Origin of the sequence: Sphingomonas sp. Root241 (genome assembly GCF_001428865.1) — a bacterium.
In the GTDB taxonomy this organism is placed as follows: Bacteria; Pseudomonadota; Alphaproteobacteria; order Sphingomonadales; family Sphingomonadaceae; genus Sphingomonas.
Genome location: NZ_LMIV01000004.1, coordinates 326436 through 338818, shown reverse-complemented (window position 1 = coordinate 338818; position 12383 = coordinate 326436). Strand labels below are relative to the sequence as shown.

Below are 12383 nucleotides of genomic sequence, written 5' to 3'. Positions count from 1 at the left end.
GTAAACAATATGCTAATGCGAAGGTGGTCCGGTGATAAACGCGACTATTTTACGAACTGCGGGCCCCGGCCAAAGCCGGAGCACCGTTTCTCACGATAGCGAACTCGTCCATTTCGAGCTGTGCCCGATGTGCGGCCAGGCCGTCGATCGACGCGACATCTACGCGGTCATGCACCATTTGCCCGTGGGGCATGAACCGCTGCCCGTCCACTGACAGAGGCAGCCGCGCTCAGCGGCCGCCTCGTTGACGGCATTGGTCCTTCACGGTCCGCGAGCAGGGCGGATATTCGCGTGCCGCGGTAGGCGCCGGAGCAGCGGTCATGGGGGCAGCAGCCGTGGCTGGGGGTGCCGGAGACGTAGCCGTGGTTGAAGGTGCCGGATCCGGTTCGGACGCCAGGCTGGTCGTCCCCGAACCGGTGGTGCCCGTCTTGGGATCGGACGGCGGCGTGTTGGGATCGGGCGTGGTCGTCGTCGGCGACGGAGTCTGCGGCGTATTGGTCGCGGGCGGAGTCTGTTGCGGCGTATCCTGCGCGGCGGCGGCGCCGCCGATCGCGGCGAGAGCGGCGGCCAATGCAATGAGCTTCATCGGGCTTCTCCTGACACGGTTTCCGGACGCGACATGCGCGCCCGGATCGTCAACGCAGCAGGGCCCGCGATGCTCCGCTGGCTCCCGCGGCGTTTCGTTCGTACTGGGGAAACCATCATGGCCGAAACCCGCGACAAAGCCCCCTATCCTCCGGTCGGCCTGTTGTTGCGCGAATGGCGCGCCGCGCGGCGCATGAGCCAACTGGACATGGCGCTCGAATGCGGCATGTCCGCGCGGCATCTCGGGTTCGTCGAGACGGGCAAGGCGCAGCCGTCGCGCGACGCCATCGGCCGCATCGCCGACGCGCTTTCGCTGCCCCTGCGCGAGCGCAACGCGCTGCTGCTCGCCGCCGGCTATGCGCCGCAATATGCCGAACGCGAACTCGCGACGCCCGCGCTGGAGCGCATGCGCGACGCCGTGGACCTGATCCTGCAGCACCAGAATCCCTATCCCGCCTTCATCCTGAACCGGCAGTTCGACGTGCTCGGTGGCAACGACGGCGCGATGAACATCAATCGCTTCGTGATGCAGGGGCGCGAGAGCCGCCACAGCAACCTGCTGCGCCAGATCTTCGACCCAGAGGATTTCCGCCCGGTGATCCTCAACTGGCCGGCGGTCGCTACGGGCTTCCTGCGCCGATTGCACGATCATCTCGCGATCACGCCCGGCGACGAATATGGCCAGGCGCTGCTGACCGAACTGCTCGGCTATCCCGGCGTGCCGCAGGAATGGCGTTTCCGCGGCATCGGCAGCGAGATCGAACCGGTGCTCACGCTCGATTTCCGCAGTCCGGCGGGGCCGCTGCGCTTCTTCGAGACGATCACGACGTTCGCCGCGCCTTTCGACGTGACGCTGGACGAGCTCCAGATCGACTGCGCCTTTCCGGCCGACGCATTGACCGCCTCGGTGTGCGCCAGGCTCGCCGCCGGCGAAATGCTCTAGGGTAAGAACCTATACAAGTCGTTGGTTCATAAGGGTTGTACTTCGTCCTTCGCGAAATCCCTTACCGTCATCCCCGCGAAAGCGGGGACCCATCTCCTGAACGAGCGGCAAAATGCACCGGTGCGTTTGTGGAAACTGTCGGAGATGAGCCCCCGCTTTCGCGGGGATGACGTGCTTTTAATATGAGTCCTCAATCTGCCGTTTCTACGCTCGAAAGGCCCCAACGACCTGCCAGGTAATTTCGCCGGCGCAACGGTCGCGATAATCAGGTTCCCGGACCACCGCGGAACATTGCGGTGACAGTCGGAGGGACGGGAATGCATTTCGGCCGCAGAGATTTCCTGAAACTGGGCGCGAGCGCCGCCACCGCGCTCGCCTTGCCGGGCGCCGGGCTCGCCTCCCGCGCCGCGCAGGCGGGGCCGATCATCGACGTCCATATGCACGCCTATCCGGCAGCGACTCCGTTCGGCAATCCGATCGTCAATCCGATCAGCGGCGTGAAGAGCCCGATCCGGAACGGCGCGGAGCATCTGTCGGCCTGCATCGCCGAGATGAAGCGGCACAATGTCGTGAAGGGCGTGGTGAGCGGCGGAGACGGAGACCGGCTGCAGGCCGCGATCGATTGGCACGATCGCGATCCCGGCCGCTTCGTCGTCGGCGCGGGCATTCGCGGATCCGACGATACGCCGCTGCCGCCGGTGGAGCTGCTCCGAAGGGCCTTCGCCGGAGGCAAATTGCAGGTGCTCGGCGAAGTCACTGCACAATATGCCGGCCTGTCGCTGAGCGATCCCAAATATGATCCCTATCTCGCAATGGCCGAGGAACTCGACATCCCGGTGGCGCTCCACACCGGGACGATGCCCGAAGGCACCACCTTCGATCCCTGCTGCCGTCCGGCCCGGGCGCGCTTCGGCAATCCGGAATATGTCGAGGAGGCGCTGAACCGCCACCCGAAACTGCGGCTGAACCTGATGCATTGCGGCTGGCCGTATCTCGACGACACCATGGCCATCCTGATGCTGTATCCCAATGTGAACGTCGATACCGGGGCGGTAGACTGGCTCCTGCCCCGGGCGCATTTCCACGATTATCTGCGCAAGCTGGTGGAAGCGGGCTTCGGCAAGCGCATCATGTTCGGCTCGGACCACATGTTCTGGCCCGACGGGATCGGGCTGGCCATCGAAGGGATCGAGAGTGCCACGTTCCTGACCGAGGAGCAGAAGCGCGACATTTTCTACAACAATGCCGTCCGCTTCTACAAACTGACGGGCAGCACGTGAGCGGGGCGGGGTTGGCTGAGAGGCCATTCATGCTGTTGATTTGACTGACAGGCCGTCCCCCATTTCGTCATCCCCGCGAAAGCGGGGACCCATCTCCAGCATTATCCACGAGCGCACCGGTGCATTCTGCCGCTCGCCTAGGAGATGGGCCCCCGCTTTCGCGGGGGTGACGCGTTTAGGATATGGGCCGCCGACCTAAGGGTCGGGTCTCATATTCTCCCCTCGTCATCCCGGCCTTGAGCCGGGATGACGGCAAGGGGTATCGCTATGGGACCGGCATCGCCACCCCCTCCCGCAATCTTATTGCGATTGACTTGCAGTATAAAATCGCCGCTGCTAGGCGCCCCGCAACAGACCTGCCGGCATGAGGCCGAGCAGGCGGGGGAACCCCATGTCGCGTCGCTCGCATTTTTCACTGCCTCTGTTCGCATTGATCGCAACCATGCCCTGCACGGCGTTCGCGCAAGACGTAGCCGTCACGCCCGCGGCTGCGGACGATGCGCCCGATGCCGACGAGATCGTCGTCACCGCCGCGCGCACGATCCTTCCGCCCAACGCATTGCCGCTCACCATCGACGTGATCGACAAGAAGACGCTCGATCAGCAGATCGCGATCTCGGGCTCGGTCACCGATGCCGTGGCGAACCTCACGCCTTCTTTCTCCCCTACCCGCCAGAAGCTCTCGGGCGCGGGCGAGACGCTGCGCGGCCGTTCGCCGCTCTATGCGATCAACGGCATTCCCCAATCGACTCCCTTGCGCGACGGCAGCCGCGACGGCTTCACGATCGACGGCTTCTTCGTCGATCGTGTCGAGCTGATCTACGGCTCGAACGCGCTGCAGGGGATCGGCGGCACCGGCGGCATCGTCAATCAGGTGACGGTGGGCGCACCGCAGCAAGACGGCGTCAGCGGCCGCGTCCTGCTGCAGGGCACCGCCGACAATGATTTCCGCGGCGATGGGATCGGCGGCAAGGCCGCGGGCCTCGTCCAGTACAAGGCCGGGCGCTTCGATGCGACCGTGGGTGCCGCTTATGAGAAGCGCGGCGTGTTCTACGACGGCGACGGCCGCCGCGTCGGCCTGAATCTCACCCAGGGCGAGACGCAGGATTCGAAGACGCTCTCGCTGTTCGCCCGCCTCGGCTATCAGGTCGGCGAAACCGGCCGGCTCGATCTGATCGCCAGCCGCTTCGAGCTCGACGGCGACGGCGACTATGTCGCGCTCGCCGGCAATCGCGCGACCGGCGTGCCGACCGGCGCAGTGCGCGGCGATCCACCCGGCACCCCCGCCGCGAGCCGCACCGAGAGCATCGCGCTTTCCTATACCGACACGTCGCTCTGGGGCGGCAACCTCGTCAGCCAGATCTTCTTCAACCGCACGCACGATACGTTCGGCGGCGAGATCGCACCGATCCCGACCTTCCAGGATCCGGCGATCGCGCCGCTTGGTACCCTGTTCGACCAGTCCGAGAACCGCTCGCGCAAGCTGGGCGGCAAGATCAGCTATGAGCGCGCCGTCCCGGGCTTCGAGGCGCTCACCGCGACGCTCGGCTTCGATGCGCTGACCGACAGCACCGAACAGCGGCTGATCGCGACCGGCCGGGTCTGGGTGCCGCCCACCGCTTTCCGCAGCCTCGCGCCGTTCGTCCAGGCGAACCTCGCACTCTTCGACAAGAAGCTGCGCCTCGCTGGCGGCGTGCGCTACGAGAATGTGAAGATCACCGTCGACGATTACCACACGCTGGCGTCGACCACTTTCCGCAACAAAAATCCGGCGACCTATGGCGGCGTCGCGGTGGCGGGCGGATCGCCCACCTTCTCCGATGCCCTGCTCAACGGCGGCGTGATCCTCGAGCCGGTGCCGGGCATCCGCGCTTATGCCAGCTATGCCGAGGGTTTTACCGTGCCCGATATCGGCCGCATCACGCGCGCGGTCGGCACCGCGGGTGTCGATATCGACAATTTCCTCGATATCGCGCCGATCGTGTCGAACAATCGCGAGATCGGCATGGAAGTGAAGCGCGGGCCGCTCGATGCCTCGGTGACCTATTTCTGGTCGTCGAGCGACAAGGGCCAGTTGCTCATCGCCAATCCGGGCGGCATCTTCGATGTCCAGCGCCTGCGCGTCGAAATCCAGGGGCTGGAGGTCAATCTGGGCGTCAGGCTGCCGATCGACGGGCTGCACGTGAATGTCGGCTACGCCCATCTCGCCGGACGCTACGACAGCGACACCGTGCCCGACGGCAAGGTCGACAGCGACCTCGACGGCACCAACATCTCCCCCGACCGCCTCAACCTCGCCGCCGATTATTCCAGCGGCCCGTTCAGCGCGCGCGTGCAGACCCAGTTCTTCCTGTCGCGCCGTTTCGACGGCAGGGCCCGCGCGATCGACGACATTAATCCGGCGCACCCGCAGAAGCTCTATCTGAACGATTTCGGCGGCTACGCGCTCACCGATGTGTATCTGCGCTATCAGACCGGGCTCGGCGGACTGACGTTCAGCGTGTCGAACCTCTTCGACAAGCAATATATCGACTACAGCTCCGACACCCGCCTGCCGACCGACAATCTGAGCTATTTCGCCGGGCGCGGCCGCGCGTTCACGCTCGGCTGGGATTACCGGTTTTGAGTGAAGGGCGCTTCCGATGAAGCTGCTCGACTTGATACATCGCTGGACCGGCGGGATCGTCGGTCTGGTGCTGGCGATCATGGGACTGACCGGCACGATCCTCGTCCACAAGGAGAGCTGGCTGCTGCTCCCTCATGCCGGCGATGCGCTGGTCACGGATCCGGCCGCGATCGGCGCAGCGACCGAGAAGCTGCTCGCCGCGGAGCCCAAGGCACAGTCGATCCTGTACGCCAGCGACCGGTCCGCGCTGCACCAGCTGCGCCTGCCCAAAGGCGCCGGCGCCTATGCCGATCAGGCGGGCAACGTGGTCACACGCTGGCAGAGCCAGTGGGAACGTCCCGAGCTCTGGATCTTCGATCTCCATCATCACCTCTTCACCGGCGATTTTGGCGAGACGATCATCGGCGTGGCAGGGCTCGCGGCGATAGTGTTCGTCGTCACCGGCGCGATGCTGTGGTGGCGTGTGCGGGGGACATTCAGGTTCAGGCTCTGGCCCAGAAGGCTGAGTCGGCCGGCGATCGTGATGCAGCATCGCGATTTCGGCATCGTTATGGCGCCATTGCTGCTGCTTTCGGCGGTCACCGGCACGATGATGATCTTCAAGCCGTTCGCGGCCATCGTGATCGCCCCCTTTGGCGCGCCCGGCGCGGCGCTCGCCGCGAACGCCCCTGCCAAGGCGAAGAGCGGCCCGCTCGCCGCGCATCCGGACTGGCGCGCGATCATCGCCGCGGCGCATGCGCGTTTCCCCGATGCCCAGATCCGCCTCCTGGCATTGCCCCGCAAGCCGGGCGATCCGATCGCGATCCGCATGAAGCGTGCCGCCGAATGGCTGCCCAACGGCCGCTCGACGCTCGCCTTCGATGCCGTCGACGGCCGCCTGCTCGCCGCCACCGACGCGCTGGCGCTCCCCGCGGGGACCCAGGTCTTCAACGGCGCCTATCCGCTGCACGCCGCCAAGGTCGGCGGGCTCGCCTGGCGGCTGGTGATGACGGTCTCCGGCCTGGCGCTGATGCTGCTCGGCAGCCTCACCGTCTGGACCTTCTGGTTCAGACGGCCCCGGCAGAAACGTCCCCGCTGATCCGCGCCCTCAATCGATCTTCTGCAGCTCGATATTGCGGAACTCGATCTGGTGGCCCTCGCTCTGCAGCGCGATATAGCCCTGCTGCAGCTGCAGCTTGCCGCCCTGCGCCGCGATCAGCGGCTGCGCGTCCTTGTCTCCTGGGTCGAGCTCGATCGCGGAATAATGCAGCACGGCCTTGCCGTCGATGAAATGGGTGACCTCGCCATTGGGCAGCACCTCCAGCCCCGCCCGAACCCAGCGGCCTACCGGCTCCAGCGGCGAGGTGGAAAGGATGCAATGGCGCGGATCGCGCTTGCCTTCGAACACCACGGTGGTGCCGGGCGTGCACAGATTGCCGGTCGGCTCCCGCGTCGGGCGCGGAACGCCGAGAATCTGGAACTCGAGGCTCACCGGGAAGTCCTGATCGCGCCGCATCGTCTCCGGTGCCTGCGCATGGAACATCAGCCCCGAATTGCTGGCCTGCCAGCTCTGGATGCCCGGCAGAGATTCGCCGAACAGCCGATATTCGAAGCGGATGCGATAGGCCTTGAGCGGGGCCTTCCAGAAGAGGTGGCCGAACTCGCCGGTGAACTTGGTGTAGTTGGCGTGCGAGACGCGGATCGCGCCATCCTTCACGATGAACATGTGCAGCGGATCCTCGCCCGCGGCGCGGCCGGTGATCTTGGGCGTCCAGCCGGCGAGCGTCTTGCCGTCGAAGATACGCTGCCACTTCGCAGGCGCGGGAGCGGGGGCGGCGCCGAGCAGCGCCAGCATGGGGAGAAGGTAAAGTTTCATGAGGCGGTCGGCTCCAGTTGCAGGCATTTCGGCTTCACCAATCGGTTCGGCCATCTCTCAGGCGGCGCTCGCCCGACGCTGGTCGAGAAGGCGCGCGAGCGAAGTCCATTTCGCCGCACCGCCGCTATTCTCGATCATCGCCTCGACGAAGGTCATCGTCCGCAGTCCGTCGGTAATGCCCGGAAACCAGTCCGCCGCACCCCATTGCGGCGGCATGGGCGCTCCGTTGCGCACCGCGCGGCCGAAGCTGCGGTACAAATTGGCGAATGCCTCGATATAGCCCTCGGGATGGCCCGCGGGCGTGCGCAGCCGCGCCGTGGTCAACGGATCGAGGCCCGGTCCGGCCGCGCGGACGATCTCGGCCGGCCGGTCGAGCCAGCGAATAGTGAGCGTGTTGGGCTCCATCTGCGACCAGTCGAGCCCGCCTTTCTCGCCATGCACGCGCAGCCGCAGTCCGTTCTCGTCGCCCGCCGCGATCTGGCTGGCCTTGAGCACGCCGCGCGCGCCGCCTTCGAACCGCAGCAACGCCGCCACATCGTCGTCGAGACGGCGTCCCGGCACGTGTGTGGTCAGCTCGGCACTGAGTTCCTCGACCGCGAGGCCCGAGACATGCTCGGCCAGCTGGAAAGCATGCGTGCCGATATCGCCGAGGCACCCACCCAACCCGGCCCGTGCGGGATCGGTGCGCCATTCGGCCTGCTTCTGACCGTCACGATCGATCGGCTGACTCAACCAGCCCTGTGAATATTCGACCTGCACCAGCCGGATCGCACCCAGATCGCCGCGCGCGACGCGAACCCGCGCCTCCTCGACGAGCGGATAGCCGCTATAGGTGAAAGCGAGTCCGTACAGCCTGCCGCTGCGCGCGACTGCCGCCTCGATCGCCAGCGCCTCGGCAAGGTCCAGCGCCATCGGCTTTTCGGACATCACGTGGAAACCCGCGTCGAGCGCGGCGATCGCCGCCGGGGCGTGGAGATGATTCGGCGTGACGATCGCCAGCACCTGCATCCGCTGGCCCTCGGGCAACGCCGCCTCGCCGGCGAGCAGCGCATCGAGCGTCGCGTAGGCTCGTGCGGAGTCGATACCCAGCCCCGTGGCGCTGCGCCGGTTGCGCCCCGCGTCGCTGCTGAATGCGCCGCAGACCAGCTCATATTCGCCGTCCAGCGCCGCCGCCATGCGATGCACGGCGCCGATGAACGCGCCCTCGCCTCCTCCGACCATACCGTAGCGTATCCGCGGCTGCGTGCCCGTTTCCATCGTCTCTCCTTGTTAGCGCTAACGACGGCGAACGGCCCGTCGATTTTATATCTGATAAATGGTTGCCACGCGTGTGAACAACCGGTTAGAGGATAGCCACCGATCGTTGCAAGACCGGAGAGGATAATGAAATCTCTGATCGCACTGCTGCCCGTTGCAGCAACATTGTGCGCGCTTACACTGACAACGTTGCCGTCCGTCGCGGCGCCTCCCGTTCAGGATGCGGGCGCGCAGGCGTTCGCCGCGTGCCGGGCGTGCCATACGCTTCCGGCCGGCGGAAAGAGCCTAATGGGACCCAATCTCCACGGCCTGTTCGGTCGCAAGGCGGGATCGGTCCCAGGGTTCAACTACAGCCCGGCACTCAAGGCATCGAACATCGTCTGGAACGCGCAGACGCTCGACCAGTTTCTCGCCGCGCCGGCACAGAAGGTGCCGGGCACGCGCATGCCGATGAAGGTCACCGATCCCGCCAAGCGCGCCGCGCTGATCGCCTATCTCAAGGCCGAAACCGCGAAGTGACGATCGAATCAGGGAGAGCGGTGGCATGAAGGGTCCGGCGGTTTTCCTCGCCCAGTTCATGAGCGACTCCGCGCCGTTCGACACTTTGCCTTCGGCCGCGCGCTGGATGGCGGATGCCGGTTATGTCGGCGTCCAGATTCCGACATGGGACAGCCGCTGCATCGATCTCGCCAAGGCGGCCGAGAGCCAGGATTATTGCGACGAACTCGCCGGCACCTGCCGCGAGGCGGGCGTCGAGATCACCGAGCTTTCGACGCATCTGCAGGGCCAGCTGGTCGCAGTGCATCCCGCCTATGACGTCGCGTTCGACGGCTTCGCGCCCGAGGCGTTGCGCGGCAAGCCCGCCGAGCGTCAGAAATGGGCGGTCGAACAGCTTCATCTCGCCGCCAAGGCAAGCCGGCGGCTGGGACTGAACGCGCATGCCACCTTCTCGGGCGCCCTCGCCTGGCCTTATCTCTATCCGTGGCCACAGCGCCCCGCCGGGCTGGTCGAGGAAGCATTCGGCGAACTCGCCAAGCGCTGGCGCCCAATCCTCGATGCGTTCGACGAACAGGGCGTCGATCTCGCTTATGAGATCCACCCCGGCGAAGACCTGCACGACGGCGTGACGTTCGAGCGATTCCTGGCCGGCGTCGACAATCACCCGCGCGCCAACATCCTCTACGATCCCAGCCATTACGTGCTGCAGGCGCTCGATTATCTGTCGTTCATCGACATCTATCACGAACGGATCCGGATGTTCCACGTCAAGGACGCGGAGCTCAACCCGACCGGACGATCGGGCGTCTATGGCGGCTTCCAGGACTGGGTCGACCGCCCCGGCCGCTTCCGCTCGCTCGGCGACGGACAGGTGGATTTCGGCGGAATCTTCTCGAAGCTTACGCAATATGGATACGCCGGCTGGGCGGTGCTCGAATGGGAATGCTGCCTCAAGCATCCCGAGGACGGTGCCCGCGAAGGCGCGCCGTTCATCGAAGCGCACATGATCCGCCGCGCGGACAAGGCTTTCGACGATTTTGCGGGCGGCAGCGATCCGGGGCTCAACCGCAAGCTGCTGGGGCTGACCTGACGACGTGACGCGGGCAAGAACATAAGGGAGGGGAGCCAAAAAATGGCCACGACATTGAACAAGGGACGGCTGTTCTGGCTGGGCGTGCTGGCCCTGTTCACCGCCGCGTCGAGCCTCGCGATCCGCGGCGCGATCGCCAGCGGGCTCAAGGCCGAGTGGATCGATCCGATCGCTCCGTTGCAGGCCGGCGAGCTGCTCGCCGCGGCATTGGGCGCCGCGTTCCTCAGCTTCGCGATCACTCTGTTCATCGCCAGCGCGCTGCTCGATCAGATCGGCATGAAGAGGTGCCTGCTGGGCGCAGGGCTGTGCTTCTTCTTCGGGCCGCTGCTGATCGTCACCGCGGGCCATCTCGCGACCGGCATGACCATCTATACGATCGTCTGGCTCGGCATGCTGCTCAGCGGCATCGGCTGGGGGCTGACCGAGGCGGCGATCAATCCGCTGACGGCACAGCTCTATCCCGAGGATACCACCCATCGGCTCAACGTGCTGCACGCCTGGTTCCCGGGCGGCATCATCGTCGGCGGACTTGCCGGCTTCTTCCTCTCGGCGGCGCTGCCGTGGCAGGGGATCATGGCGCTGGTGATGATCCCCGCCGTCGCGACTGTCGTGATCGCCGCGACGACCACCTTCCCGCCCCCCCTGCGCAGCGAGACCGGCGTGAGCTTCGGCGAGATGGTGAGCGAGGTGTTCCGGCGCCCCAGCTTCTTCATCTGGTTCGGCGCGATGTTCCTCACCGCCGCGTCGGAGCTGGCTCCCGGCCAATGGATCGACGTCGCCCTGACGAACCGCGTCGGCATGCGCGGCATCCTGCTGCTGGTCTATGTCAACGCGCTGATGTTCGTGTTCCGCCATTTCGCGGGCCGGCTGGCGAACAAGATCTCCAATCCGGGGCTGCTCTGGGTATCGAGCCTGCTCGCCGCGATCGGACTGTTCATGCTCTCGCAGGCCCAGACCCCGGTGACGGCGGTCCTCGCGGCGACGGTATGGGGACTGGGCGTGTGCGTGATGTGGCCGACGATGCTCGCCTCGGTCGCCGAACGCTATCCGCGCGGCGGATCCTGGGCGATGGGACTGGTCGGATCGGCGGGCGCGCTCGCCAGCTTCTTCGTGCTGCCGCTGCTGGGCGCGATGTTCGACAAGGCGAAGATCGAGTTCGCCGGCGGTCCCGAAGCCTTTGCGCGGCTGGCCGGCGCTGCCAAGCTCGCGGTCGAGGATGCGGCGGCATCGGTATCGTTCCAGCGCCTCGCGATCCTGCCGGTCGTCCTGCTTTTGGTGTTCGGTTTCATCTGGCTGCGCGAACGCGGCAAGTCGCGTGCCGTCCTCGCGGGCGAAGCGGCATGAGGCTGACCCGGCGTTCCGTGCTGGCCGCGAGTGCGGCCACGGCGGGTGCGGCGACGATGGGTCGCGCCGCGTCCGGCCAGAACGCCGCGCGTTTCTCGCTCGGCTTCGCGCCGCACGAGGGCAGCTTCAAGAGCCGCGGGGATCGGCTCGAACAGATCTCTTTCGCCGCCGATCAGGGCTTCACCGCCTGGGAAGACAATGAAGCGGCGAGCCGCACCGTGGCCGAGCAGACCGCGATGGCGCGCGCGCTGCAGCAGCGCGGCATGACGATGGGCGTGTTCGTCGCGAGCATGCCCAGATGGGCGGACTTCCGTCCGGTGCTCGGCGGTGACGACGACGCCGACCGCCAGGCTTTCCTCGCCGATATCCGCGCCTCGATCGATGTCGCCAAGCGCCTCAACGCCAAATGGACGACGGTGGTCACCGGCTTCCTCGATCGCAAGCTGCCGGTCGAGATCCAGACCGGCCGGATCATCGATACGATGCGCCGCGCCGCCGAGATCGTCGAGCCGCACGGCCTGGTGATGGTGATGGAACCGCTGAACACGCTGGTGAACCATCCGGGCGTGTTCATGCAGTCCATTCCCCAGGGGCTCGCCGTCGCCAAGGGTGTCCACAGCCCCGCGGTGAAAGTGCTCGCCGATCTCTATCACCAGCAGATCCAGGCCGGGAATTTGATCAACACGCTGCAAAGCTGCTGGGACGAGATCGCCTATATCCAGTTCGGCGACAATCCGGGCCGCAAGGAGCCGAGCACCGGCGAGGTCAATTACCGCAACGTCGTGCGCTGGCTGCGCGCGAAGAAATATGCCGGCGTGATCGGCATGGAGCACGGCAATTCGATCGACGGACGTGCCGGCGAGGACCGGCTGATCGCCGCCTATCGCGAGATCGACGCGGCATGA

At 66.1% G+C, this 12383-nt stretch carries 11 protein-coding genes; 8 read left to right on the top strand and 3 right to left on the bottom strand.

Features of this window, described 5'->3' with window-relative positions; translation table 11 throughout:
* Positions 1-229 precede the first annotated feature (229 nt).
* On the bottom strand, positions 230-586 hold the full coding sequence (locus tag ASE13_RS19990; protein ID WP_156404982.1) for a hypothetical protein: 357 nt from the start codon (positions 584-586) through the stop codon (positions 230-232).
* A gap of 117 nt (positions 587-703) precedes the next feature.
* Between ASE13_RS19990 and ASE13_RS18700 the strand changes: the two genes are divergently transcribed.
* The 4 genes from ASE13_RS18700 to ASE13_RS18685 all read left to right on the top strand — a co-directional run bounded on the left by ASE13_RS18700 (position 704) and on the right by ASE13_RS18685 (position 6512).
* A complete protein-coding gene (locus ASE13_RS18700) occupies positions 704-1528 on the top strand; it encodes a helix-turn-helix domain-containing protein (RefSeq protein WP_056620185.1) in 825 nt (274 codons plus the stop codon).
* 317 nt (positions 1529-1845) lie between these two features.
* The gene (locus ASE13_RS18695) at positions 1846-2808 is read left to right on the top strand and encodes an amidohydrolase family protein (protein WP_056619882.1); all 963 of its coding nucleotides are present in this window, start codon (positions 1846-1848) and stop codon (positions 2806-2808) included.
* A gap of 391 nt (positions 2809-3199) precedes the next feature.
* On the top strand, positions 3200-5434 hold the full coding sequence (locus ASE13_RS18690; RefSeq protein WP_056619879.1) for a TonB-dependent receptor: 2235 nt from the start codon (positions 3200-3202) through the stop codon (positions 5432-5434).
* 16 nt (positions 5435-5450) lie between these two features.
* Complete coding sequence (locus tag ASE13_RS18685) at positions 5451-6512, top strand: PepSY-associated TM helix domain-containing protein (RefSeq protein WP_056619874.1); 1062 nt, start codon at positions 5451-5453, stop codon at positions 6510-6512.
* Between the two features lie 9 nt (positions 6513-6521).
* Here the strand turns inward: ASE13_RS18685 and ASE13_RS18680 are convergent, their stop codons facing one another.
* Entirely contained in the window at positions 6522-7289 is a 768-nt protein-coding gene (locus ASE13_RS18680) for a DUF1080 domain-containing protein (protein WP_056619869.1), read from the bottom strand.
* Positions 7290-7346: 57 nt separating this feature from the next.
* Complete coding sequence (locus ASE13_RS18675; protein ID WP_056619867.1) at positions 7347-8546, bottom strand: Gfo/Idh/MocA family protein; 1200 nt, start codon at positions 8544-8546, stop codon at positions 7347-7349.
* A 126-nt stretch (positions 8547-8672) separates the two neighbouring features.
* On the opposite strand from ASE13_RS18675, the gene ASE13_RS18670 reads away from it, so the two are divergent.
* The 4 genes from ASE13_RS18670 to ASE13_RS18655 are packed head-to-tail and all read left to right on the top strand — an operon-like array spanning position 8673 to position 12383.
* Complete coding sequence (locus ASE13_RS18670) at positions 8673-9065, top strand: c-type cytochrome (RefSeq protein ID WP_056619864.1); 393 nt, start codon at positions 8673-8675, stop codon at positions 9063-9065.
* A gap of 25 nt (positions 9066-9090) precedes the next feature.
* On the top strand, positions 9091-10134 hold the full coding sequence (locus ASE13_RS18665) for a sugar phosphate isomerase/epimerase family protein (protein ID WP_056619861.1): 1044 nt from the start codon (positions 9091-9093) through the stop codon (positions 10132-10134).
* 42 nt (positions 10135-10176) lie between these two features.
* On the top strand, positions 10177-11478 hold the full coding sequence (locus tag ASE13_RS18660) for an MFS transporter (RefSeq protein WP_056619859.1): 1302 nt from the start codon (positions 10177-10179) through the stop codon (positions 11476-11478).
* On the top strand, positions 11475-12383 hold the full coding sequence (locus tag ASE13_RS18655) for a hydroxypyruvate isomerase family protein (RefSeq protein ID WP_056619855.1): 909 nt from the start codon (positions 11475-11477) through the stop codon (positions 12381-12383). The genes ASE13_RS18660 and ASE13_RS18655 overlap by 4 nt, the downstream gene beginning before the upstream one ends.

Coding starts and splice junctions, on each gene's coding strand:
- ASE13_RS19990 (WP_156404982.1), bottom strand. CDS start 586: ATGAAGCTCATTGCATTGGCCGCCGCTCTCGCCGCGATCGGCGGCGCC.
- ASE13_RS18700 (WP_056620185.1), top strand. CDS start 704: ATGGCCGAAACCCGCGACAAAGCCCCCTATCCTCCGGTCGGCCTGTTG.
- ASE13_RS18695 (WP_056619882.1), top strand. CDS start 1,846: ATGCATTTCGGCCGCAGAGATTTCCTGAAACTGGGCGCGAGCGCCGCC.
- ASE13_RS18690 (WP_056619879.1), top strand. CDS start 3,200: ATGTCGCGTCGCTCGCATTTTTCACTGCCTCTGTTCGCATTGATCGCA.
- ASE13_RS18685 (WP_056619874.1), top strand. CDS start 5,451: ATGAAGCTGCTCGACTTGATACATCGCTGGACCGGCGGGATCGTCGGT.
- ASE13_RS18680 (WP_056619869.1), bottom strand. CDS start 7,289: ATGAAACTTTACCTTCTCCCCATGCTGGCGCTGCTCGGCGCCGCCCCC.
- ASE13_RS18675 (WP_056619867.1), bottom strand. CDS start 8,546: ATGGAAACGGGCACGCAGCCGCGGATACGCTACGGTATGGTCGGAGGA.
- ASE13_RS18670 (WP_056619864.1), top strand. CDS start 8,673: ATGAAATCTCTGATCGCACTGCTGCCCGTTGCAGCAACATTGTGCGCG.
- ASE13_RS18665 (WP_056619861.1), top strand. CDS start 9,091: ATGAAGGGTCCGGCGGTTTTCCTCGCCCAGTTCATGAGCGACTCCGCG.
- ASE13_RS18660 (WP_056619859.1), top strand. CDS start 10,177: ATGGCCACGACATTGAACAAGGGACGGCTGTTCTGGCTGGGCGTGCTG.
- ASE13_RS18655 (WP_056619855.1), top strand. CDS start 11,475: ATGAGGCTGACCCGGCGTTCCGTGCTGGCCGCGAGTGCGGCCACGGCG.